Below are 23,744 nucleotides of genomic sequence, written 5' to 3' on the forward strand. Positions count from 1 at the left end.
GCACCGTTGCTTGATGCGGTTGCCACCTTCAATTATATGAGGAGTCCTACATGGAACACATCGAACGTGAATCGATGGAGTTTGACGTAGTCATCGTAGGCGCAGGCCCTGCGGGTCTTTCTGCTGCGATCAAAATTCGTCAACTTGCAATTGAAAACAATTTAAATGATCTGTCCGTTTGTGTGGTCGAAAAAGGCTCTGAAGTTGGTGCGCATATCCTTTCGGGTGCAATTCTTGAGCCTCGCGCCATCAACGAGTTATTTCCTAACTGGAAAGAAGAAGGTGCGCCTTTAAATGTGCCTGTGACTGAAGATAAAACTTTCTTCTTGATGTCACCTGAAAAAGCTCAGCAAGCACCGCATTGGATGGTGCCTAAAACCATGCATAACGATGGTAACTACGTGATCTCGTTAGGCAACGTGGTGCGTTGGTTAGGTCAAAAAGCCGAAGAATTAGAAGTTTCTATTTTCCCTGGCTTTGCGGCATCTGAAATTCTTTACCATGCCGATGGTACGGTTAAAGGCATCCAAACTGGTGACATGGGCATTGGTAAAGATGGCGAGCCAACGCATAACTTCACACCGGGTTATGAACTACATGCCAAATACACCATTTTCGCAGAAGGCTGTCGTGGTCATTTAGGTAAGCGTTTAATCCAGCAATTCAATTTGGATAAAGATGCCGATCCGCAACACTACGGGATTGGTATTAAAGAACTTTGGGAAATTGACCCTGCAAAACACAAACCAGGTTTAGTCATGCACGGTGCAGGCTGGCCATTAAGTGAAACAGGTTCTTCAGGCGGTTGGTGGTTATACCACGCAGAAAACAACCAAGTGACTTTGGGTATGATTGTGGACTTGTCGTATACCAACCCACACATGTATCCATTTATGGAAATGCAGCGCTGGAAAACTCACCCTCTAATTAAACAGTATCTAGAAGGCGGCAAGCGTATTTCTTATGGTGCACGTGCTGTGACCAAAGGTGGCTTTAACTCATTGCCAAAATTCACCTTCCCAGGTGGTTCTTTAATTGGTGATGATGCAGGCTTCTTAAACTTTGCCAAAATCAAAGGCTCTCATACCGCCATGAAGTCTGGCATGCTTTGCGGTGAAGCAGTATTTGAAGCGATTGCTGCAGGTGTCGCAAAAGGCGGTGACTTGGCGATTGCTCGCGTAACTGAAGGCGAAGATTTCTTTGTGAAAGAGCTAACGGCTTACACTGAAAAATTCAACAACAGCTGGCTGAAAGAAGAACTTTATAGCGCACGTAACTTTGGCCCTGCAATGCATAAGTTTGGTCAATGGATGGGTGGTGCGTTTAACTTTATCGACCAGAACGTGTTTAAAGTACCATTTACTTTGCATGATTTAGTGCCTGATTTCAGCGCACTCAAAACTGTAGATGCAACCAGCTTTAAACCGAACTATCCAAAACCAGATGGCAAGCTGACTTTTGACCGTTTATCTTCAGTGTTTGTATCGAATACCGTACATGAAGAAAATCAGCCAGCACACTTAAAGTTGACAGATACCTCTATTCCAGTGAACGTAAACTTACCTAAATGGGATGAGCCTGCACAGCGCTACTGCCCTGCGGGTGTTTATGAAATCATGGAAAATGATGATGGTTCAAAACGCTTCCAGATTAACGCAGCCAACTGTGTTCACTGTAAGACTTGTGACATTAAAGACCCATCACAGAACATCACTTGGGTAACACCTGAAGGTGGCGGTGGTCCGAATTACCCGAATATGTAATTGCGAATCGCAATTGAGAAACCCAAAAGCAGTGCCTCGGCACTGCTTTTTTATACACAGTTTACAAAATTACCAAGGTCTCATAATCCCTTACATTTTTCAGGTATTTCTCTATTCAAAAGCAGGCGATTGAATAACTTTCCTTGTTATGCTGTTTTTGCTTATTTTTTATCTTTTCTATTTTTAGTTTTTTATTTCGTTTTTTTCAGACTTGAACAACCGAAAATGTTGTTTTGTCAGCTTTTATACAATGCTATTCGGCATTTTATGCAGCACTTAGCACGGTAGCAAAATGTTGTAGATGCTGACTAAAACTGACTTGAGTGGAGTATAAAGCAGTACTTTGAGTTTTATCTTGCTCAAGCATTTGGTTGTTCTTCTTATTTTCATTAGAAGAGGAATTCCAACATGCTTAATTTAACAGACACCCTCAACCAACTTAAAAATGTGCAGGCACAACCTGCAGTCAGCTTATTTCTACCCACACATCGTACCTTTCCAGACAATCAGCAAGATGTGATTGCTCTTAAAAACCAACTTAAACAACTCGAAGAACGCCTGTTGGCAGACTATGACAAACGTCTGGTGGCACAAATTTTAGAACAGATTCATCATCAAACCAAAGATTTGAATCCCAACTACCATTTAGACAGTCTGGCTATTTTTGCCACAGCCGACAGTGCACAAGTACTGCGTCTGCCATTCCCTACCCAAGAACGTATTGTGATTGATCAACAATTTTCAGTGCGTGATTTTATTCGTGAGCTATCTTATGCAGTGCAATACTATGTGGTAGTGATCAGTCGTGAAATTGGACGTCTGATTAAGGCCTCCAATGATCGTGTAATCCATGAGTTTTCTGTAGATGACAGCGACTTGAATGAACGACTGCCACATGGTGCATTTCCTGTTCAAAATGATAACTTATATAGCACCAGCGGTGCAGAACGTGCCACAGCCGCCAATGAAGACCGTTTACTCAAAGAGTTTTTAAACCGTGTCGATAAAAATGTGCAAACTGTACGTGCCAGTGAGCCATTGGGCTTGGTCATTGTGGGTGATCGACGCAATATCAGTTTTTATGAATCTATTTGCGACCAACCCAATGCCATTATTTTCAGTGTAGATAACGTCACTCAGCTAGAACAAGGCAGCGCACAACACATTATTGACAGTATTCAGACCGAGCTAAAAAGCCATCAACAACAATTGCATCAGCAACATGCGCAGCAACTGGATGAACTCTATGCCAGTGACCGTGTTGTGACCGATCTGCAGCAAATTTATCAGGCAGTGTTGCAAAATAATGTCGATACTTTATATGTTCAACAAGGCTACATGCAGACGGGTTGGGTCGATACCGACCAGCAACGAATTTATCTAGATCAAGCGCACGCACCTGACAGCGCACAAGCCACAGACGATGTGATCAACCATATTATTGATGCAGCACAGCAACACGCTGCCAATATCGTATTTATTCCTGCCGATTATTTACAGTCCAAAGCACCACTGACTTTAATGAGTCGCTATGCGGTCTAAAACTCAGTCCATTTGACTGTGATCTAAAAAACAGCCATGCAGATTTATCTACATGGCTGTTTCAATCAAGATTCAAACTTCTCATTCATACGCAAATCTACGCTTTTTCATGACTTTCTCATGAATAAAACGATCAATTAGAATCGAGTCGTTACCGCCAACTGTACCCGATGACTGTCGCTATGTGATCGCCCGCTATATTCATAATTCAAATTGAGAAAACTATGTTGTCCAAAGTGAAGTTGTGAACCTAAGGCAGCATGATATTGACCTTGATCGGCATGCCATGCATCAAACTTCAGTTTCTCCGCTGTGCCTACATAATGGGTATCTAAATATGCTTTTTCCTGAATCGGTTGGCTGTAATACAAGCTGCCTTGCAATTGCCATGCTGGATTCAACTGGTAATTGGCTTGCAAACCTGCACCAAAATTCCAGCGCTGCATCACCAAATCATCTAAGCTGTTGACACCATCCTGCTGAGTTTGTTCGGCATGAACATAATGTTGGAACGAAGCGTCTAAATACGGTTGAATCTGCATTTTTTGACTGAGTGGATAGCTATAATCTAGACGCAAACCTGCGGCATACATTTGTCCATCAAACTGTATTTTTTGTGCTTGAGCATGACCACGCTGCGCGTCAACATCCACCTGCATGCCTTTTAACCATGCCGCGACACTTAAATCACGATTAAGCTGCTGTGCTGTCCCCATAGTTAGTGCATAGGCTTTGCTCTGACTGCTATTTTTTGAGCCTGTTTGTACGGCATCATCTAAGTTCAGTTGACTGAAATCGGCCTGCGCTGCCAAGGTCATCCCTGCCAGTTTTGTTGCCACACCAACACCTTGATGATGACTACGGCGCTCACTATTTAAGCCGACATAATCCATATCATAACTTTGGTAATCACCCGAAAACCAAAGCTGTTTGGGTTGTGCGGTTGCCAAACGCTGTGCAAACTGACGTTCTTGCTTGCTGCTTTCTTCTGCGACATTTAAAACGGTATTGGCATAAAAACTTGGATCAAGTTGATGAAACAGTTGATTCAATGCCTGCGTAGAAACTGTACTTTCAGCAGCATTGCTATAACGTATAGTTTGAGCAAAATTGTTAAATAAGCGATTGGCAAAAACTTTTTCAGCATCTTCCAGCGTTTCTAACTGTTGTTTCTGATCAAGACTTGCTAAAACTACATCTAAATTACGGGCAACCTGAGTACGTCCTTCAAGTTCAGCAGCAAGAGCCGCCACCGTTTCAGTCGATTTACGCTTTGCCGTAATCACCACATCGGTATTGATTGTATCTGCCGCACGTACAGGCTCGCCCGTTGCATTCAGTTCAGGACGATAACTAACTTGTGTCAACTCAAATAATGGATTGCTTGAGCGATAAGCATCGAACTCACGCTGTACGCCTTGTTGCGCACGTAATACGGTAGTTTGTGAACCTTGTGCAGTAATAAGTGGCTGATCAAGTGGCACTTCATCAAACAGGTTCAAAGTCCCTGCCAAATTGGCGGTTCCCGTTACCGTCAGCAAATTGCCAAAACGTGCTTTAAAACCCGCATGTTGCTGCTGATCTGCAGCAATCTGCATCGAATAGTTGCCTGTGATGGTTAAATTGCCTTCCTTTCAAGAAATGCACTGCCTGTTTCGACTTCTAAAGTGTTTTGTGAGGGTTCAAGTTCTTGAATCGTACTACCCATCTCAACTTCAGATGTATCTTGTGGTACTTCAATATCTTGAATTGCACTATCGACCAAAACGGTGTCGGTTAAAGCAGGCTCTACTGCAGGTGGAGCTACCACATCGACAGGTTGCTCTGCTTCTGACGGAGGTGATTCAAGTGTAGGTATCGTATCAGGCTGATTGACATCATTATTTTCTAAAACGGTAGCATCATCGCTAGGTACAGCATCATTGCTGTCTAAAAGTGAATCTTCAGTTGGTGATGTATTGCCATGATCTGTACTGCCACCACTCAAACCACCACCATTGGATGATACATCGCCATGATCTAGCTCTAAATTCACAGGAGGTTGATCGGTAATGGGGGCAGATGGTGCGACAGGTTGCTCTACTCCGCTGCCAATGCCTTCATTTGTAGTCGGTTGATCTTCTTGGCTGACATTTTCTGCCCCCAACACATCAGTGACTTGAACCGTGCTTGACTGAGAGCCTGAACCCGATGAACAGCCTGAGATACTCATGGCCAATAAACACGCCACACTCAGTGGCTTTAAAGAAAAGTTTTGCTTTTTATCTAAAATCATACCGTACTCAATCAAAATGATGATAACGCAAGATTTATTGATGATTGATCACGTAAAAAATTAAGCAGATTTTGCTCAGTCTAAATGGCATATTTTTTTAAGATAAAGACAATCAGTTAAGCCCCCCAAAATTATTTTTCTTAACTTGACTACTTTAATGCGACAGCTTAATCAGCTTTTTCAGCCTTATAAAACATAAACACTGCCATATAACATTCAAACCAAGCAAAACCCCAAATCTGCTTAATTTTATCCCCAAATGTTCTGCAATCGAACTCAATAAACTGATCGCATTATAGGCTAATTTTTCCATATATTAAAAAATATTTAAAATAATTTTGTTAAAAATCAATAATTAAACAATAGACTAAACTCACACTCTAAAAATTATTTCTTATACAACACACAGAGCTTTGTTAGATTTTGCACAAGCACACAACTTGCCCTATAAATGCAGAAAAGTTGAAAAGTCCCTTAAAAAATGTGTAGCAGATAACGCAACTCGTGGATCGTTTCGCCATTTTTTAACTCAAACTGTGAAGCAGGTGGGATTGATGCAAAATTGATGAAAAATTAAAAATAAAGTTGAACGTCATGGCTAAAAACACAAAAGGCATATTTCAACTTGCATGAATTGCAAATGAAATATGCCTATATGGATCACATGACTATTTTATCGTGTTTAAATTATAGTGTTCTAAAAGTGCTGAGGCTAATTTTTGCCTATTAGCCTTTTTTCACCAAATAATGAAATTCTTTATTGCCTTGCTCATCTAAGCGTTCTTCTTGCAATAACAACTCATGCCCCAAATGCATGCAAAATTTTGGAATATCCCAAGACGTCGAATTGTCAGTTGCAAACACTTCAACCACATCGCCAGACTTAGATTTGCGAATGGCTTGATGCAGCATCATCACAGGTTCAGGGCAACGCAAACCGCGGGTATTCAGTTGAATACTAGGTGTGACAGGAAGTTCAGACATGCACAGACTCGATATTAAAACATCGGGCTAGTTTAGCATAAAGCGCAGCCTTGTTTTATGTGTTCCCGCTACGCACAGCAACACATCTCGTGACGTAATTGCCGTCATTTTCTCCCAAGATTAGCAATAGACAACTGTATTTTCTAAGGTATGATTAAGCTAAGTTTTTTAGATATAAAGAGTCTTTAGGAAAGATCATGCACGAGGAATCAGGCCCATCGTGGGGTATGCGTGGCCTAAGAAAATGGTTAGGCACTGCACCAGAAACCCGCGATGAATTGCTAAAATTAGTACAAGATTCACGTCGTTTTTTAGAACCCGATACGGTGGCAATGCTCGAAGGTGTTCTGGATTTACCTGCCACCAAAATCCGTGAAGTCATGACCCCACGTACCGCCATGATTAGCTTACAAGAAGATGATGAGCTACTCGACATTTTGCATGTACTGGTCGAATCGGCACATTCACGTTTTCCTGTGTTCTCCTCTGACCAACCCGACAACGTGGTGGGGATTTTATTAGCAAAAGATTTATTGCCTTTACTGACCGAACAAAGAACCAAAGTCGATATTCGCGCCTTAATGCGTCAGCCGTTATTTGTGCCTGAAAGTGCTCGTTCAGACCAAGTATTGCGTATGCTCAAAAACACCCAAACCCATATTGCAGTGGTGATTGATGAGTATGGCACCACTTCGGGCTTGGTTACTTTAGAAGATATTTTAGAAGAAATTGTCGGTGAAATTGAAGATGAACACGACAATATTGACGAAGAAGCAGAATACATCATCCCCGATCACGACCCAAAAACGGCAAATACTTGGTTAGTACAAGCACTTACACCAATCGAACATTTTAATAATGTTTTAGATGCAGATTTTTCTGACGATGAAGTAGAAACTGTGGGCGGTTTATTGCTTCAGGAAATTGGTTTGGTGAGTGATTTGCAAGGACAAGTGATTGTGATTGGCAACTGGGAATTTACCATTCTTGAAGCAGATGCCCGCACTATTCATCTGATTCGAGCCGTACGTCAATGAGGACTTTTTTTTCCAAGCTGTCTAATCCTGCAGAACATCAACAACTGCCCTTAATTTATCCATTAATCATTGCCCTATTGGCAGGTGCAGTGTTTAGTTTGGCACTTGCTCCCTATCATTACTGGTGGATTGCCTTACTTTCACCTGCTTTGCTGTATGCGACTTTAAGCAAACGCACCCCGAAACAGGCCTTTTTGATTGGTTGGTCTTACGGGATTGGGTTGTGGTTTGTCGGAGCATTTTGGCTCTATACATCCATTCACGTCTATGGCGACACCAATGCCTTTTTAAGCGTGCTGATGATTGTCATTATGGCGCTGTTGATGGGTTTGTTTACTGCCGTACAAACGTGGTTATATCGTCGGTTTTTCCCTGAAACACCACTGACTTTTGCACCGCTATGGGTATTTTTTGAATGGGCGAAAACTTGGGTCTTTACAGGTTTTCCATGGCTGTTTGCAGGTTATGCCTTCACCGAACGCTTTTTGGATAGCTATGCACCGTTGTTTGGTATTTTCGGGGTGTCTTTTGTGGTCATCTTGCTGGCCTGTGCGTTGGTTGAAGTCCTTAAAAAGCGTATCTTCTGGCTGATTCCATCGGCAATTTTACTTTTGGGTGCATGGGGTGCAGCACAACTCAGTTTTGTAACTGCAAAATCTGAAAAGCCACTCTCGGTTTCTCTGATTCAAGGCAACATTCCTCAAGACTTAAAGTGGCTAACCGAATACCAAATTAAGACCTTGGAAATTTATACCCGCTTGACCCGAACTGAATGGGGACGCGACATTATTGTTTGGCCTGAATCATCCATTCCAATGTTCCAGACCGATATTGAACCGTTTTTGGATGCCATGAAAACACAGGCTGAAAAAACGGGCAGTTCGTGGGTGACAGGTATTCCGTATTGGGACTTGCCTGAATCACAAGTGCAGCAACATCCAATGTATTACAACAGCATTATGGCAACGGGAGATGCGGCTGAAGGCTTGTATAAAAAGCAGCGTCTGGTGCCTTTTGGTGAATATATTCCGCTTTCAGGCTTACTGAGTTGGGTACTACCTGCGATGCAAAATGACCCATCCATGAGTGGTTTTTCACGTGGAGCGTCTGAGCAAAAACCGCTTGCAATTAAACAGCATCATTTGGGGGCAGCCATTTGTTATGAGGTGGCTTATCCGAACCTGACCCGCCGCAATGCTAGCCAAAGTGACTTTTTGGTAACAGTATCCAATGATGCTTGGTTTACGGGTACTGCAGGGCCATTGCAACATTTACAAATGGTACAAATGCGCGCCAAAGAAAATGGACGCTGGTTTGTTCGTGCCACCAATACAGGTGTGACCGCATTTATTGACCATCATGGGCATATTGTCAAACAAGCGCCAATGGATCAGGAATTTGTGCTGCGTGGTGATCTGCCTGCCATGCAAGGTCAAACACTGTATACCCAACTCAGCGATTGGCCTGTGCTGATTTTCTCATTGCTGTTGTTAATTATGGGGTGGATTTATCGACCACGTCAGGTGGATGTGTCGTTTAAATCACGTCGTTAATAGTACTGTTCAATAGCGGCTAGAAATAACCATTCATAAAAAAACCGAGCATTAAGCGCTCGGTTTTTTTGGAGTTCACTGAATCAATATATAGACTCAACTCATCTTCTATTAAGGCTGATAATAAATGTCGGCATCGGTACCTTCACCACCCTGCTGACCATCTGCACCAAAAGAATATAAATCAAATGGGCGACCTTCTGAACCCGGAATCACATATTGGATGTCATTATCCCAACTGTCTTTCGGATAGCCCCCTTTCACATAACCGCCTGGCAACCAGTTTTTAGCCGAAGCAGGCTGATTCACCAAGGCATCTAAACCACCGTCTTGCATTGAAGGATATTTTTGATTATCGAGTTTGTATTGATCGAGTGCGCCAGCCACACCTTTTAAAGTAATAACCGTAGTATCTACTTTGGCTTTTTCACCACGTCCCATTACGTTCGGTACGATTAAAGCCGCCAACACACCTAAAATTACAATCACCACCATGACTTCAATCAGGGTAAAACCAGACTGTTTACTCGGTTGCTTCTGTTTCATTCAATCTCTCTCATTTATTTATATCAATTCGACATTTATTTTAGATTCTGTTTGAAGAACGATGCTTCAAAACGATTTAAATCATATTGTTCATATTCACAATTGGCAGCATTACCGCAATCACAATCACCAGTACAATACTCGCCATCAGTACCAACATCAACGGTTCTAATAATGCCAACAGGGTAGAAATCAGTGTGGTCACTTCACGGTCTTGCATGTCTGAAGCACGTGACAGCATACGGTCTAACTCGCCCGAGGCTTCACCACTTTTGATCATTTGTACCATCATCGGTGGGAAATAACCACTGCGCTCTAATTGCGTCGCCAAGTTACCACCTTCAGTGACTTTTTCTGCCGCCAAATTGACCGCATCACGAATGACCCAGTTGTTACTGACCGCAGCACCAATATTTAGCGCATCCACCAAAGGCACACCCGACTGAGTCAAAATAGACAAGGTACTGGCAAAACGCGCGGCATTAATCCCACGTGATAATTTTGCAAATAACGGCAACTTTAAGGTTAAACGGTCAAAGGCATAATGCCCTGCGGTGGTGCGTAAAAAACGCACCAACAACAATACCCCCACCACAGAAGCCACCAGTAAAAACGGCCATGCAACACGAATAAAATCACTGGCTTTCATTAATGCCACGGTGATCCACGGCAAGGCATCTTTGCTCTGATCAAAGGTTTTAACAATATCGGGTACGACATAAGTCATTAAACCCATCACAATCGCAAAAGACATCAGCATTAAAATGATGGGATAAATCATCGCCCCTTGAATTTTTTTCTGCATGGCAAAGCGGTTTTCGGTGTAATCTGCCAATTGTTCCAGAATTAAATCCAAATGCCCCGAACGCTCGCCTGCGGCAATGGTGGCAATATATAAGTCTGGAAAACGCCCCGATTGTTGTAAAGCATTGGCCAGTGAATAACCTTCCAAAACTTTGGAACGCACCGACATCAGCAAATTTTGCACATGGGCTTTTTCACTTTGTTTACCCACAGCGCGAACGGCTTCTTCCAAAGGAATCGCAGCAGCCACCAAAACCGATAACTGACGGGTCAGCAAAGCCAAATCATAGGCGGTGATTTTTTTCTGAAACCATTGTTTGCCACTGTGTTTATCTTTTTGTTCAACGGTATCGACACTGACAGGAATCCATTCTTTGTCACGTAATTGCTGACGGATTTGTCGTGCAGAATCACCCTCTAAAACACCTTTTTGCTGCTTCCCTGAAGCGTCAATGGCAGTAAATTGATATGCTGGCATTGTAATGCTCTAATTTTCCAAAATTTCTTGCAACGCAGTTGCGTCTGACCACTAAAATCATTCATATTCTTAGATATAAATTCTGTGCTCACTCTAACACATGCCAAAGTCGAGCACGAAGCCATTTTTCACAGGACGATACGACTTTTTCTATGCCAGATTCCACTTTAGACCCACAGCCTGTTTATCGTATTCGAGTGGCTGTACCCGTATATCTTTACGACTGCTTCGATTATATGCTCAGTGCAGCACAATATCAGCAAGCAGAAGTGGGCGCGCGGGTCTTGGTTTCTTTTGGTCGGCAAAACTTGGTCGGAATTATTGTCGAAAAACTGGCACTCGACACCCCAATTGATCCACGTTTTAAACTCAAAGCCATTAGCGAACTGTTAGATGAGCAAGCGATTTTAGACCCTAAAGTTTTAACTTTGTTGACATGGTCGGCACAATATTATCAATTCCCGATTGGTGAAGTGATGCAAAGTGCCTTACCTAGCTTATTGCGCCAAGCCAAACCCTATAATTTATTGGCACGTACTTGGAAATTGTTGGATGCACATGCCGAAGCTAAAATTACACGCTCAGAAAAACAACAAGAAGCCTATAAAATTTTAAAGCTGCATCCTTCGGGAACTTCTGAAAATATTTTAAATTTGGCAGGCATTGAAACAGCAACCCTAAAAGCCTTGGCGAATAAAGAAATTTGCGCATGTGTTTTGGAAGCCCAAGATTTTAGCCCAATGCCAGTGACTTTGGCGCAAATGCCTTTAACCCCTAATCCAGATCAGAAAAAAGCCATCGACAGCGTACTTAAAGTACGGCAGCAATATAAGGCATTTTTACTGGATGGTTTAACGGGTAGCGGTAAAACTGAAGTGTACTTACACATCATGCATGAGGTACTAAAACAGGGCAAACAAGTGTTGGTGTTAGTACCTGAAATTGGTCTAACGCCACAAACCATTAGCCGTTTCCAATCGCGTTTTCACTGCCACATCGCCCTCTTACATTCAGGTTTAAATGATTCCAAGCGTTTGCAGGCGTGGCAAGCCGCACAAACGGGCAAAGCCTCGATTATTTTAGGTACACGTTCTGCGATTTATACCCCATTGCCAAATTTAGGCTTGATTATTTTAGATGAAGAACACGACCTGTCTTTTAAACAGCAGGAAGGTTTTCGCTACCATGCCCGTGATGTTGCGCTCTATCGTGCCCATGTGGAAAATTGCCCTGTTATTTTAGGTTCGGCAACTCCAAGCATTGACAGCTATGCACTAGTCGATCAAGGCAAAATGCAATGTCTGGAATTAAATCAACGCGCGGGCACGGCACTCATGCCCAAAATCCACCTAATTGATTTAAAAATTGCCAAAAAACAGCACGGTATTAGCCAACAATTGATTGATGAAATCAAAAAACGCTTGGCTAAAAAAGAACAAGTTTTGGTGTTTTTAAACCGACGCGGCTATGCACCCGTATTGATTTGTGAGAGCTGTGCATGGCAAGCCAAATGCCCGAATTGTGATGCCAACTTTACCTTGCATCATCAACCTTATACACATTTGCATTGCCACCACTGCGGTACGATTCATCGTAAACCTGAGCAATGCCCTGCCTGCAACCATGCAGAACTCAAACCAATTGGCATGGGCACTGCCAAAGTCGAAGACAGTTTAAACGAGCTGTTTCCCAATGTAGATGTGATTCGGGTAGATCGTGACTCAACCAGTCGTGTTGGCAGTTGGCAAAAAATTTATGACCGTATTCAACGCAGCGAACCACTGATTTTATTGGGCACGCAAATGCTGGCCAAAGGGCATCATTTTCCGTATGTGACATTGGTGGCAATTTTAGATATTGATTCAGGCTTACTTAGTGTGGATATTCGCGCACCTGAACGCACGGCTCAACTGATTGTGCAAGTGGCGGGACGTGCAGGGCGTGGTGAGCATAAAGGTGATGTTTATTTGCAAAGTGTGCGTCCTGATCATCCACTTCTCACCACATTGGTCGAGGGAGATTACCGCAAGTTCGCCAAACAAAGTTTAAAAGAACGCAAAGCTGCACAATTACCGCCTTATCGTTACAGTGCTTTGATTCGCTGTGAATCTAAAAGTCAGGAATTAAACCAGCAATTTTTACAACAACATGCACAATGGCTTAGAGAACATTCAGAACAATTAATTGAAATTTGGGGGCCGATTCCTGCGCCAATGGAACGTAAAGCAGGACGTTTCCATGCACACATGGTGTTGTTGTCTAAAGATCGGGCACGCTTACATTTTTATATCAGGAACTGGTGGCAAAATATGTTGCATGAAAAGCCATCCAGCATGAAACTAAGTTTAGATATAGATCCGCAAGAATTTAGCTAATACTGTAAATTGAAACTTAGCTGTATCAGCACTTATTTCAATAATCCACCGCTTTAAACTTTGGATGACCACATGTCCTTATTGTTACAAATAACCATTTTTCTAGGCGCTTCATTGGTTTTGGTTCCCTTACTAAAACGCTTTGGTATTGCGACCGTATTGGGCTATTTGTTTACAGGCATTTTGCTAGGGCCTAGCGTATTCAATATTGCCAGCGACCCCGATGATATTCAGGAACTGGCAGAATATGGTGTGGTGTTCCTGATGTTTATTATTGGCTTAGAACTGCGTCCACAACGGCTGTGGGAAATGCGCAAGCCCATTTTTGTTTTGGGTAGTTTACAGGTCGGCATCACGGGTATTCTACTTGCAATCTTGGCTTTTTTTGCCTTACAGCAAGGCATTGCCTCAAGTGTGGTGATAGGTTTTGCACTGGCACTTTCCTCTACAGCCTTTGTGCTACAAATGTTGCAAGAAAAGCAGCAACTCAACAGCAGTTATGGACAACAATCCTTTTCCATTCTGCTGTTTCAAGATATTGCCGCCATTCCTTTAATTGCCATCATTCCCATGTTAGCAGGTGCAGAATCGACTCATCATGGCATTGCTTATTTTGCTGCAATCATGGCGACCTTTAGCGGTTTGTTCTTATTTAGCCGTTATCTCATGCGTCCATTTTTTCGTTTTGTGGCTAAAAGTGGCGCACATGAACTGATCACTGCTGTCGGTTTATTCATTGTACTTGGCGTGGTCAGCATTATGGATGTGCTGGGCATTAGCACCACCTTAGGTGCATTTTTAACAGGCGTATTGTTGGCAGATTCCGAATTTAGACATGAGTTAGAAGCCAGTATTGCCCCATTCAAAGGCTTATTACTAGGCTTATTTTTTATGACCGTCGGGATGAGCACCGAACTGGCAATCTTAATGAATACCCCTTGGCTGATTGTAGGCGGTGCATTGCTGCTCCTGCTCATCAAACTGATTAGCCTCACGGCCATTGCCCGTTATTTCCAATATTCTTGGCGCAATAGTTTGTTGTTGGCGACTTGCTTGGCACAAGGCGGTGAGTTTGCCTTTGTGGTGCTCAGTGTCGCACAAAGTGAAAGTGTGCTCAGCCAGGCCATGCTGCAACCACTGACCTTAATTGTGACTTTGTCGATGGTGTTGACCCCAATTTTATATTGGTTGATGAGCAGTCAAATTATTCCTCGCTTAGAACGTGAAAAATCGCCTGAATATGACGAAATTCCCGATACACATCACCCCATGATTATTGCGGGTTTTGGTCGTTTTGGACAAATTATTGCCCGTGTGGCGTACTTGCAGCATCTGCACTTTACTGCCATCGACAGCAATATGGATAAAATTGATTTTGTGCGGAATTACGGCGGTAAAGTCTATTATGGCGATGCCACTCAACCTGAAATTTTACGTGCCGCAGGCATCGAGCATGCCAAAATCTTTATTCTAGCCATTGATGATATTGAAGACTCAATGAACGTGGCACGGCATATTCGCTTGAATTATCCAGCGCTAAAATTACTGGTACGCGCTCGTGATCGTCATCATGTGCACTTATTGCGCGATTTAGGCGTTACCTATATTTGGCGTGAAACGTATTTATCCTCTTTAGGCATGGCCTATCAGGCTTTGCGCGATTTGGGCATTAATGAAAAAGATGCCTATAAAAGCATTGAGTTGTTCCGTGATTATGATGAACAACTCTTGGCACAACAGCAGCACATTTATACCGATGAACAAAAAGTATATGAAACCCATCGTAACGCTTTGGCAGAACTGGAACACCTGTTTGAAAGTGATGCACAAAACCGTGAAATGCCCTTGGGTGTCGATTTAAAACGCGGCTTGCATAGCAGTCATATTGATGTAACACGTGATGCAGCAAACTGACTTGTGTTTTACAATATTGCCACCATTAAAACAGGGTTATGGAGAATTTTATGTCTGATTTACGCCAACGCTTTTTTATTGAAGATAGCCCTGTTCGTGGTGAAGTAGTTCATCTCGAAGAAGCTTTGCAAACCATTTTGAAACAACGTGATTATGTGCCTGCGGTACAAGTGTTGTTGGGAGAAATGCTTTGCGCCACTGCCCTACTGGCCAGTACCCTAAAAATTAAAGGGCGTATTAGCTTACAAATTCAGGCATCTGGCACATTTAAATGGGCCATGGCGGAATGTAACCACTTGGGTGAAGTGCGTGCGTTGGCAGACTACGAACAAAACCCGCGCTTTTTAAGCGCTGAAGACAGCAGTACCGTCCTGAAAAGTTTGGTCAGTCCTGTACTGTTTATTAATATCGAGCCTGAATTTGGTGAGCGTTATCAAGGTATTGTGCCTTTGGACAAAGCCAATTTAGCTGAATGTTTAATGCAGTATTACGACTTATCGGCACAAATTCCAACTCGTATTGTGTTGGCAAGCAATGCCGAACGTGCGGGCGGTTTGCTGATTCAATTGTTGCCGCGTAACAGTGAAGAAGAACAACAACGGGTCGATGAAGATTTATGGCCGCGTGTGACCATGCTGACTGAAACCTTAAAAGCGGAAGAATTGACTGATTTAGACGTCAATGAAATTTTGTACCGTTTATACAATGAAGAACAAGTGCGTTTGCCTGAAGTGGAAGCCTTACGTTTTGGTTGCACTTGCTCCAAAGAGCGCTGTGCCAATGCCTTAATGCAAATTGGTGTTGCTGCGGTACGTGAAACTTTGGAACATCAGAACCCTATTACTATGGATTGTCAATTCTGCAGCACACAATATAGCTTTAGTGCCGAAGAAGCCTTAGGTTTATTTGGAGAACATCTCAGTTAAATGGCATGGTGAATACCATGATTAATATGTGATGCAATGCTGAAAATTCATCAAAAATGAGCAGTACATTCTGCTCATTTTTTATTTACGTGATGACCATCGTCAAAACCTATTATTTTATTACTTTTCATGTGATTAATTTCACAAAACTTTCATGCAATTACTAGAAAATACCGCGTAAATTGGGTATAAATAATCCCATATTTTTTTTATGCCTTTATATATTTTAGGCTGCTTCTTCTCTGGGATATTGATTTTATGAACACCCTGTTCTTTTCTCGTTTAGCATTCATCAGCGCGATTTGCTGTTCAAGTTTAGCTTATGCAGCCAATGCAGACCCACTTTTGGGCAAATGGAAAACATTAGACTACCGCACAGGTTTTTCATTGTCTGACGTAGTCATGAGTAAAGATAAACAAGGTGCGTATGCCGCTACGATTATAGAACTACGTGCGGTTCCTGGCGCACCGCGTTTGGAAAATTGCACACTCTGTACGGGTAAAAATAAAGATAAGCCACTGTTAGGTTTTGTGCCATTAAGTCACTTAAAAGCTACGCCAAGCAATCAAATTGAATTTTATGAAGGTGACTATTTAGACCCACGCACAGGTAAACAATATAAAACTCGTGCACGTTTAAGCAGCAATGGCAAACATTTAACCCTTTATAATGTAGACCTTGCCACCAATGCCAGCCGCAAAATGACGTGGGTGAAATACTGATTTTATTCCTCACCAATGCGATAAAAGCTGTGTTCTGCACACTTTTATCGGAATGATTAGATTTAAATTACCAACTCCATAACACTTATATCTTTTCCTGCCTGACATCTCACACTGCTCAATTTGCTTGTTTATTACATTCTTGCTATAAAACCCGAAATAGAATTTTTACTCTATTTTTTAAAATAACAATTTTGGGGATGCTGTTCATGAAAATAAATTTCAGAGGGATTTTTGCGGGTTTCGTTTTAACAACCCTCTCAAGTGTTGGCTTTGCAGAAAGCGATCTACTGGTCGGTAAATGGAAAACCATTGATGATCGCACAGGTTATTCACGTGCCGATGTCGAAATTCGCAAAAAGCCAGATGGCACTTATGAAGGCATTATCGTGGAAACCCGTAATATTCCGGGTGCAGAAAAAATGGTGATTTGTAGCAATTGTCCAGGTAACTTAAAGAACAAGCCTTTTATTGGCTTGCCATTTATTTGGGGCTTTAAACAAGATGCTAAAAACCCACGTGAATTTAACCAAGGTCATGTTTTAGACCCAATTGGCGGTAAAGTTTATAAAGGCAAAGCTCGTTTAAGCGCTAACGGTAAGCGCCTCACCTTACGTGGCTATGTAGGTGTTTCAGTGATTGGTCGCAGCGTGACTTGGGTAAAATACTAATTCCAAAAACTAAGATATTGATTTACAGGGTTCTTTTTAAAGAGCCCTTTTTATTACCAAATTTTGAAACAATCCTTTTAAACACCGTACGACCGTTCAATCCAAAATATTGAAATAAAGGATGGCATTGAATAAAAAATAGACTAATATCTATAAGACATCTATACGCACAAGCCAAATTGACACATCAATATAACAGGCGTGAGCACAGCAAAGGGTTGGCTGAATTTCACCAAAGGAATACAAATAAAAGATTCTATTACAGCGTACACAGGCTAAATTAAAGAGAATCACTTATTGGATATCCACCAATTATTGATGTAAAGCAATCCCTCATTTCAGGCGAGCCAACTCGTTTGAATTCAATCAGAATGAGTATGCCATGACCACCATTTTATATCGTGAAATCACTTCAGACGGACAGCACACAGAAATTATTGAAGAATTTACCCAGTTAGATTTAAAAAAATTTGCCGAAGCGTGTGGGCAAAGCCCTGAATGGGTCTTACAACTTTTAGAATATGACATCCTGCCTTCCCGCCCTGCCGAACGTATCCACCAATTTTTTGGTGAAGATGTCAGCCGTGCACGCCAAGCCTATCGGTTGCAACGTGATTTTGATGCCAGTTTTTCAGCTGTCGCCATGATGCTTGACCTGATTGATGAAGTACAAAAATTACGTAAAGAAGTTAAACATCTGAATTTTCAACATAGTTAATCCTCACGCTCTAGCTGTGTGATTCATCACCTTGCTAGAGCGTTTTTCTTTCTATGCCCGTAAATTTTTTTGATGAGAATGATCTACACAATGAAAACTAAAGACTGCAACAAGAAGATTAAAAATATGTTTCCTGAGTTTCGTGATTTAATTCAGGGATTACGCGACAGCAATCCACATTTTTCAAAAATTTTTGAAGATCACGAACAGCTAGACCGTGAAATCAGCCAGTTAGAGCTTGATCCTGTGCATCAAATTAATGATGACATTGAAGCGCTGAAACGCAAAAAATTAAGACTAAAAGATGAAATGTATCACTTGCTGCGTAATGCACAAAATGATCAATTGGCTTAAAAATACATACAAGTCTGAACTGCAAATCCTCATACGATCAAATGCAGGACACAGCAAGAAAAGACAAAAAGCAAAACAAGATGGCGTATTCAAGTCTGAAAACAGCATTCAAAAATCTGCCATCTTGAGCTAAATGTCTGACTATCCTGCTCAATCTGTGGATAAGCTTATCAGTCCTATGGATAACTTTTGAGGTCTGTGGACAACTTTTAAATCAATACATTATCTTGTGAATCCGTATTGGATGCAGGACTCAATCCATCACCACATCCGTAAGTTTATCTTCTAGATCATTTAAGTTTAGTCAGTTTTTCAACTTCTTTAATGGTGCCTTTCACGGTTTGCTTAATGGGTTCATAGTCTAAAAACCAAAATAAATTCATGGGTTGGTCATTATGTTGCTGTGCCAACATATCAATCACACTTTTTTCACCCAGACCGACAAGGTGCCTACGATAAAAATAATACAGCAACAACAAAGTAGTCATCACCATTACCCCAAGCATGATCCAAAAGGCCTGTGCGTGTTTCAGCCCCGGCATAAACTCAAAGTTCATACCATACACCCCTGTAAATAAAGTCAAAGGTGCAAAAACTGCGGTAATGATGGCTAAAATCCGCATGTTTTCATTGGTCTGGTTGGCAATAGCAGAAAAATGCAGATCAATTGCGGTTTGCACTGCAGAGCGTAAGCGAATGGTATGCTTTTGAATTCGTTCAATGTGACTGGTCAAATCATCCAAACGTACCAAAATAATATCCTGCCGTTCACTACGTTTTTTGCCACGTAAATGTGGGTAGTTATCGACAATTTCATCACGCAATTCCTGCAAGGCTTCTATTTGCTCTTCACATAAATTTTCAACTTGCTGAAACGCCATATTTTCTTGCAGCAATTGATGCCAACGGGTAAAACGACGATGTCCCTGCAACAACTCTTGTTGCCAATATTCCACACGGCGGGTTAGCGGCATGCGAATATCCAAGTAATCATCCGCTACCAAATTCAGTAAACGCAACGTTAAATCTAATGGTGTTGCTGCCAGTTTGCGTGCTTTATTCTGTTCTTCAATCGGGCGTTGTACCGCTGCTTCCACACGTGACAAATAGCTTTCCATGACTTTATTGCCCTGTTCCCGCACACTAATCAAAATCTGCGGTGTCATAATAAAGCTCATCGGCGTAGTGGCCAGTCCAAAAATCCGTTCATGTTTCTCCCCGACTTGTTGCCCTGTTGCAATACGGTCTTCGGGTGTGATCAGTTTACGGAAAATCAATAAGTCATAATCATCTAAAGTATCAAACGCACAAGGATGCTCTATATTTAAAATATCGCGCACATGATATTCATTGAGCGATAATTGACTGTACTGAAAAATCTCTTGTTGCCACTGTTCTGCACGGTTAAGTACATCATCACGGGTACAATCAATCCAGATAAATTCAGGCTCAAGCCCTTCAATTGGCTGTTTTTGCACATAAATATTGGTTTTGTGATTGGTATGCAGATAGAAATAATAACTTTGCATAGAACAGGCTACTCTATTTTCAGTTTTCTTGTACGGTTTTTTGAGATTTTAAGACGTACTCAGTTTAAGCATGAAATGCGATCGTTTTCAAATATGCGTTGCTATTTATTCTAGTGTTCATGTAATGATTGTATCGCCTATTAAAATCAACAAAATTTTGCACATAAAAAAAAGCCCGCATTCAGTTTGAATACGGGCTTTTCATTGACCATTTCAGATCATCAACACAGCATTATGCTTGTTCGATGTCTTTCATAGTTAATTTGATACGACCACGGTTGTCTACATCGGCAACCTGTACTTTCACTTCCTGACCTTCTTTCAGAACGTCTGCTACGTTAGCAATACGCTCGTTCGAGATTTGTGAAATGTGAAGTAGACCGTCAGTACCCGGAAGGATATTTACGAAAGCACCGAATTCAACAATACGGATGACTTTACCTGTGTAAATTGTACCTGGTTCAATTTCAGCAGTTAATGCCTGAATTTTTGCAACAGCAGCTTGTGCAGCAGCTTTGGTTTCACCAAATACACGTACTGTACCGTTGTCTTCAATATCAATTGCGGCTTTAGTTTCTTCAGTAATTTGACGGATGGTTGCACCACCTTTACCAATTACATCACGAATCTTGTCTGGGTTGATGTTGATGACTTGGAAGGTCGGCGCGTGCATAGAAATTTCTGGACGTGCACGTGAAATCACTTGGTTCATTGCATTCAAGATGTGCATACGACCTGCATAAGCTTGGTTCAATGCAACTTCCATGATTTCTTCAGTGATGCCTTCAATTTTGATGTCCATTTGAAGTGCAGTAATACCATTGGCAGAACCTGCAACTTTAAAGTCCATATCACCAAGATGGTCTTCATCACCCAAGATGTCAGAAAGCACTGCAAAACGCTCACCTTCTTTTACCAAGCCCATTGCGATACCTGCAACTGGTGCTTTAAGCGGAACACCTGCATCCATAAGTGATAAAGAAGCACCACATACAGACGCCATAGATGATGAACCGTTTGATTCAGTAATGTCAGATACAATACGAATCACATACGGGAAGCGGTCTGCAGCAGGAAGAACAGCTTGCACACCACGACGTGCCAAACGACCGTGACCAATTTCACGACGTTTAGGGCCAGATTCACGACCTGTTTCACCTACAGAGTATGCAGGGAAGTTGTAGTGCAACATGAAGTTGTCAGTTTTAGTACCTGATAGTGTATCTACCATCAAGGCATCACGTGTATTACCCAAAGTCGTGGTAACTAACGCCTGAGTTTCACCACGGGTGAACAATGCTGAACCGTGCGCGCGATCAAGCACACCCACCTGTACATCTAATGCACGTACAGTTTTGGTGTCACGACCATCAATACGTGGCTTACCAGACAAGATGTTGTCACGTACAGTGCGGTATTTCAGGTCTTCAAAGAGTTCATTTAAGTCATCTGCGATGCCATCAACGTCTTCTTCTGGAACAAACTGAGCCACAGCTTCAGCTTGAAGTGCGTCTAATGCAGCATAACGGTCTTGTTTAATTGCAATCGTATACGCTTCAGAAATTTTCGCTTCAAAAGCTTCTTTTAACTTCGCGCGAAGGTCTTCATTTTTCTCTGGTGCAGTCCAAGTCGATTCTGTTGCGCCAGCAGCCGCAGCAAATTCTTTGATCGCTTGAATTGCAATTTGCATTTCGTCATGACCGAAAAGTACTGCGCCTAACATTTGGTCTTCTGAAAGTTCTTTCGCTTCAGATTCAACCATTAATACCGCAGACTCTGTACCTGCAACCACAAGGTCAAGGTCAGATTGCGCCATTTGTTCAAAGTTCGGGTTAAGTACGTATTCGCCGTTGATTAAACCGACACGTGCAGCACCAATTGGGCCACGGAAAGGCGTACCTGCAATTGCAAGTGCAGCCGAAGTACCTAACATGGCTGCAATGTCAGCGTCCATGGTTTTGTCAGAAGACACAACAGTCGCAGTCACTTGAATTTCGTTATAGTAACCTTCTGGGAACAACGGACGAATTGGACGGTCAATCAAACGTGAAATTAAAGTTTCCGCTTCAGACGCACGGCCTTCACGCTTACCATAACCACCTGGGATACGACCCGCAGCATATTGTTTTTCTTGGTAGTTAACAGTCAACGGGAAGAAGTCTTGACCCGCTTTCGCTGTAGGTTGAGCAACCACAGCAACCAATACAGTTACACCACCCATAGTGATCATAACCGTGTTGGCTTGACGCGCAACGCGACCAGTTTCTAGAACAACTTGGTGCTGACCAAATTGGAATTCTTTACGAATAATATTAAACATCGACATATTTTATTTTTTCCTAGTTCTTGTGAACAATTATTCTCGTGGAGACCCCTAAGGTTTGGCATTCACAACACAATATTTTGGTAAATGACAAAGCTTAGAAGCCGACCTCACTCGAATGAAACACGATTTTTAAACACAAAGAAGGAGCGAAACATTCGCCCCTTCCACTGATCTAGCCAAAGCTAGATATACTTTAGTTTTCAGTAATACAGCATTCAACATGCAATAGTCCGAAAATAAAAGCTTAAATCGAATTAACGACGTAAACCTAAAGCAGCAATCAATGCGCTGTAACGAGTCACATCTTTGCCTTTAAGGTAGTCAAGTAACTTACGACGTTGGTTAACCATACGGATTAGACCGCGACGGCTATGGTGGTCGTGTTTGTGCTCTTTGAAGTGACCTTGTAAGTCATTGATTTGAGCAGTTAAAAGTGCTACTTGAACTTCTGGTGAACCAGTGTCGTTTTCAGCACGAGCAAATTTAGCGATGATCTCTGCGCGATCTGCGTTTGTTAAAGCCATTCGATTTCTCCGAGATGCTTAATAAAAAGATTTGATACCGATCAATTGATTGCTCAATTGACTGCCGTGCATCACTACAGCAAGGGCATTATTTTAAGGCAAAAACGTGCCGATTGCAAAACAGAACGACAAACAAGCACTTTTAATTTTGAGATGTACCAATAAAAGTATGATTTATGCTAAGGGTATACACATCATGTTAGGTATAAAGTGTCTAAGGAAAATAAATATACAATTGTATATGATTGATAATATGTAATATTTTGCCAACTGCTTTTCATCCACTGGAATATTTTGCCGTTAAAATAAAACAGCCCGAGCATAGCTCGGGCTGTTTTTTGCGCTGTAGTTTCTTGTCTTATTATTCTTATTGTCTTGTTTATTGTGGTTATTTGCGCGTTTTCGCGTCTTATTCTCTGAACATTCCTGTTCTTGCTTTCACGTCCTTGTGTGGTAGATTTTGCCACAATACTAAAGTGAAAGAAGTCGTATTTCTCGTATCTGTTTGTAAGCTTTTTCTTACAACAGGTAAGCATTGTCAGCATTTTGCAAATCACCCAAACTTACAGGCATAAAAAAGCCCTGTAGTCTCTCCCAAAACTACAAGGCTTAGCGGCTGTAAGTTTCCTCTTCTCACTCACGTCCTGTCAGTTCGCTGTCTTTCGACATTTATCGTTATTATTCTGCGATTATGCTCAACTA

General features: G+C 41.9%; 19 protein-coding genes. 11 read left to right on the forward strand and 8 right to left on the reverse strand.

Annotated elements, in window-relative coordinates; all coding sequences use genetic code 11:
* Positions 1 to 50 precede the first annotated feature (50 nt).
* Complete coding sequence (locus tag FTU71_RS02330; protein WP_004975965.1) at positions 51 to 1,763, forward strand: electron transfer flavoprotein-ubiquinone oxidoreductase; 1,713 nt, start codon at positions 51 to 53, stop codon at positions 1,761 to 1,763.
* Positions 1,764 to 2,171: 408 nt separating this feature from the next.
* Positions 2,172 to 3,305: a hypothetical protein gene (locus tag FTU71_RS02335; RefSeq protein WP_180005823.1), complete on the forward strand. Its 1,134-nt coding sequence runs from the start codon at positions 2,172 to 2,174 to the stop codon at positions 3,303 to 3,305.
* A 137-nt stretch (positions 3,306 to 3,442) separates the two neighbouring features.
* On the opposite strand, the gene FTU71_RS02340 is transcribed toward FTU71_RS02335, so the two are convergent.
* From FTU71_RS02340 to tusA, 3 genes are all read right to left on the reverse strand, one after another.
* Positions 3,443 to 4,903, reverse strand: a complete 1,461-nt coding sequence (locus FTU71_RS02340) for an autotransporter outer membrane beta-barrel domain-containing protein (RefSeq protein ID WP_131261087.1) — start codon at positions 4,901 to 4,903, stop codon at positions 3,443 to 3,445.
* Positions 4,904 to 4,923: 20 nt separating this feature from the next.
* On the reverse strand, positions 4,924 to 5,580 hold the full coding sequence (locus tag FTU71_RS02345; protein ID WP_154321099.1) for a hypothetical protein: 657 nt from the start codon (positions 5,578 to 5,580) through the stop codon (positions 4,924 to 4,926).
* Positions 5,581 to 6,306: 726 nt separating this feature from the next.
* Positions 6,307 to 6,564 (reverse strand): sulfurtransferase TusA, encoded by a 258-nt coding sequence (gene tusA, locus FTU71_RS02350; RefSeq protein ID WP_004975955.1) that lies wholly within the window; start codon positions 6,562 to 6,564, stop codon positions 6,307 to 6,309.
* Positions 6,565 to 6,761: 197 nt separating this feature from the next.
* Between tusA and FTU71_RS02355 the strand changes: the two genes are divergently transcribed.
* On the forward strand, positions 6,762 to 7,601 hold the full coding sequence (locus FTU71_RS02355; protein ID WP_004975954.1) for a CBS domain-containing protein: 840 nt from the start codon (positions 6,762 to 6,764) through the stop codon (positions 7,599 to 7,601).
* Positions 7,598 to 9,154: an apolipoprotein N-acyltransferase gene (gene lnt / locus FTU71_RS02360; protein ID WP_004975952.1), complete on the forward strand. Its 1,557-nt coding sequence runs from the start codon at positions 7,598 to 7,600 to the stop codon at positions 9,152 to 9,154. The genes FTU71_RS02355 and lnt overlap by 4 nt, the downstream gene beginning before the upstream one ends.
* A 111-nt stretch (positions 9,155 to 9,265) precedes the next feature.
* Here the strand turns inward: lnt and gspG are convergent, their stop codons facing one another.
* Both gspG and gspF read right to left on the reverse strand, forming a co-directional pair.
* Positions 9,266 to 9,700: a type II secretion system major pseudopilin GspG gene (gene gspG / locus FTU71_RS02365; RefSeq protein WP_004975950.1), complete on the reverse strand. Its 435-nt coding sequence runs from the start codon at positions 9,698 to 9,700 to the stop codon at positions 9,266 to 9,268.
* Between the two features lie 76 nt (positions 9,701 to 9,776).
* Positions 9,777 to 10,982 carry a type II secretion system inner membrane protein GspF gene (gene gspF / locus FTU71_RS02370; RefSeq protein ID WP_004975948.1) on the reverse strand — a complete coding sequence of 402 codons (1,206 nt, stop codon included), beginning with the start codon at positions 10,980 to 10,982 and terminating at the stop codon, positions 9,777 to 9,779.
* 152 nt (positions 10,983 to 11,134) lie between these two features.
* Between gspF and FTU71_RS02375 the strand changes: the two genes are divergently transcribed.
* From FTU71_RS02375 to FTU71_RS02405, 7 genes are all read left to right on the forward strand, one after another.
* A complete protein-coding gene (locus tag FTU71_RS02375; RefSeq protein ID WP_180111232.1) occupies positions 11,135 to 13,357 on the forward strand; it encodes a primosomal protein N' in 2,223 nt (740 codons plus the stop codon).
* 72 nt (positions 13,358 to 13,429) lie between these two features.
* Positions 13,430 to 15,271: a monovalent cation:proton antiporter-2 (CPA2) family protein gene (locus FTU71_RS02380; protein WP_154321101.1), complete on the forward strand. Its 1,842-nt coding sequence runs from the start codon at positions 13,430 to 13,432 to the stop codon at positions 15,269 to 15,271.
* A 50-nt stretch (positions 15,272 to 15,321) separates the two neighbouring features.
* Positions 15,322 to 16,197, forward strand: coding sequence for an Hsp33 family molecular chaperone HslO (gene hslO / locus FTU71_RS02385; protein ID WP_180005821.1), 876 nt, complete (start codon positions 15,322 to 15,324; stop codon positions 16,195 to 16,197).
* A 258-nt stretch (positions 16,198 to 16,455) separates the two neighbouring features.
* Positions 16,456 to 16,920 carry a DUF2147 domain-containing protein gene (locus FTU71_RS02390; RefSeq protein ID WP_004975938.1) on the forward strand — a complete coding sequence of 155 codons (465 nt, stop codon included), beginning with the start codon at positions 16,456 to 16,458 and terminating at the stop codon, positions 16,918 to 16,920.
* Between the two features lie 209 nt (positions 16,921 to 17,129).
* Positions 17,130 to 17,591 carry a DUF2147 domain-containing protein gene (locus FTU71_RS02395; protein ID WP_004975935.1) on the forward strand — a complete coding sequence of 154 codons (462 nt, stop codon included), beginning with the start codon at positions 17,130 to 17,132 and terminating at the stop codon, positions 17,589 to 17,591.
* Between the two features lie 382 nt (positions 17,592 to 17,973).
* Positions 17,974 to 18,309: a chaperone modulator CbpM gene (locus FTU71_RS02400; RefSeq protein WP_004975930.1), complete on the forward strand. Its 336-nt coding sequence runs from the start codon at positions 17,974 to 17,976 to the stop codon at positions 18,307 to 18,309.
* Positions 18,310 to 18,399: 90 nt separating this feature from the next.
* Positions 18,400 to 18,663 carry a YdcH family protein gene (locus FTU71_RS02405; protein ID WP_026438326.1) on the forward strand — a complete coding sequence of 88 codons (264 nt, stop codon included), beginning with the start codon at positions 18,400 to 18,402 and terminating at the stop codon, positions 18,661 to 18,663.
* Between the two features lie 290 nt (positions 18,664 to 18,953).
* Here the strand turns inward: FTU71_RS02405 and FTU71_RS02410 are convergent, their stop codons facing one another.
* From FTU71_RS02410 to rpsO, 3 genes are all read right to left on the reverse strand, one after another.
* Positions 18,954 to 20,192, reverse strand: coding sequence for a magnesium transporter CorA family protein (locus FTU71_RS02410; protein ID WP_179989710.1), 1,239 nt, complete (start codon positions 20,190 to 20,192; stop codon positions 18,954 to 18,956).
* Positions 20,193 to 20,424: 232 nt separating this feature from the next.
* Entirely contained in the window at positions 20,425 to 22,512 is a 2,088-nt protein-coding gene (gene pnp, locus FTU71_RS02415) for a polyribonucleotide nucleotidyltransferase (RefSeq protein ID WP_171525211.1), read from the reverse strand.
* A gap of 260 nt (positions 22,513 to 22,772) precedes the next feature.
* Entirely contained in the window at positions 22,773 to 23,042 is a 270-nt protein-coding gene (gene rpsO, locus FTU71_RS02420; protein ID WP_004975922.1) for a 30S ribosomal protein S15, read from the reverse strand.
* Between the last annotated feature and the right edge of the window lie 702 nt (positions 23,043 to 23,744).

The sequence above is a fragment of the Acinetobacter sp. YH12136 genome, assembly GCF_013418545.1.
Classification (GTDB): Bacteria; Pseudomonadota; Gammaproteobacteria; order Pseudomonadales; family Moraxellaceae; genus Acinetobacter; species Acinetobacter towneri.

What these genes read in the sequence shown, in the direction of transcription:
- FTU71_RS02330 (WP_004975965.1), top strand. Translation starts at nt 51, where the DNA reads ATGGAACACATCGAACGTGAATCGATGGAGTTTGACGTAGTCATCGTA.
- FTU71_RS02335 (WP_180005823.1), top strand. Translation starts at nt 2,172, where the DNA reads ATGCTTAATTTAACAGACACCCTCAACCAACTTAAAAATGTGCAGGCA.
- FTU71_RS02340 (WP_131261087.1), bottom strand. Translation starts at nt 4,903, where the DNA reads ATGCAGATTGCTGCAGATCAGCAGCAACATGCGGGTTTTAAAGCACGT.
- FTU71_RS02345 (WP_154321099.1), bottom strand. Translation starts at nt 5,580, where the DNA reads ATGATTTTAGATAAAAAGCAAAACTTTTCTTTAAAGCCACTGAGTGTG.
- tusA (WP_004975955.1), bottom strand. Translation starts at nt 6,564, where the DNA reads ATGTCTGAACTTCCTGTCACACCTAGTATTCAACTGAATACCCGCGGT.
- FTU71_RS02355 (WP_004975954.1), top strand. Translation starts at nt 6,762, where the DNA reads ATGCACGAGGAATCAGGCCCATCGTGGGGTATGCGTGGCCTAAGAAAA.
- lnt (WP_004975952.1), top strand. Translation starts at nt 7,598, where the DNA reads ATGAGGACTTTTTTTTCCAAGCTGTCTAATCCTGCAGAACATCAACAA.
- gspG (WP_004975950.1), bottom strand. Translation starts at nt 9,700, where the DNA reads ATGAAACAGAAGCAACCGAGTAAACAGTCTGGTTTTACCCTGATTGAA.
- gspF (WP_004975948.1), bottom strand. Translation starts at nt 10,982, where the DNA reads ATGCCAGCATATCAATTTACTGCCATTGACGCTTCAGGGAAGCAGCAA.
- FTU71_RS02375 (WP_180111232.1), top strand. Translation starts at nt 11,135, where the DNA reads ATGCCAGATTCCACTTTAGACCCACAGCCTGTTTATCGTATTCGAGTG.
- FTU71_RS02380 (WP_154321101.1), top strand. Translation starts at nt 13,430, where the DNA reads ATGTCCTTATTGTTACAAATAACCATTTTTCTAGGCGCTTCATTGGTT.
- hslO (WP_180005821.1), top strand. Translation starts at nt 15,322, where the DNA reads ATGTCTGATTTACGCCAACGCTTTTTTATTGAAGATAGCCCTGTTCGT.
- FTU71_RS02390 (WP_004975938.1), top strand. Translation starts at nt 16,456, where the DNA reads ATGAACACCCTGTTCTTTTCTCGTTTAGCATTCATCAGCGCGATTTGC.
- FTU71_RS02395 (WP_004975935.1), top strand. Translation starts at nt 17,130, where the DNA reads ATGAAAATAAATTTCAGAGGGATTTTTGCGGGTTTCGTTTTAACAACC.
- FTU71_RS02400 (WP_004975930.1), top strand. Translation starts at nt 17,974, where the DNA reads ATGACCACCATTTTATATCGTGAAATCACTTCAGACGGACAGCACACA.
- FTU71_RS02405 (WP_026438326.1), top strand. Translation starts at nt 18,400, where the DNA reads ATGAAAACTAAAGACTGCAACAAGAAGATTAAAAATATGTTTCCTGAG.
- FTU71_RS02410 (WP_179989710.1), bottom strand. Translation starts at nt 20,192, where the DNA reads ATGCAAAGTTATTATTTCTATCTGCATACCAATCACAAAACCAATATT.
- pnp (WP_171525211.1), bottom strand. Translation starts at nt 22,512, where the DNA reads ATGTTTAATATTATTCGTAAAGAATTCCAATTTGGTCAGCACCAAGTT.
- rpsO (WP_004975922.1), bottom strand. Translation starts at nt 23,042, where the DNA reads ATGGCTTTAACAAACGCAGATCGCGCAGAGATCATCGCTAAATTTGCT.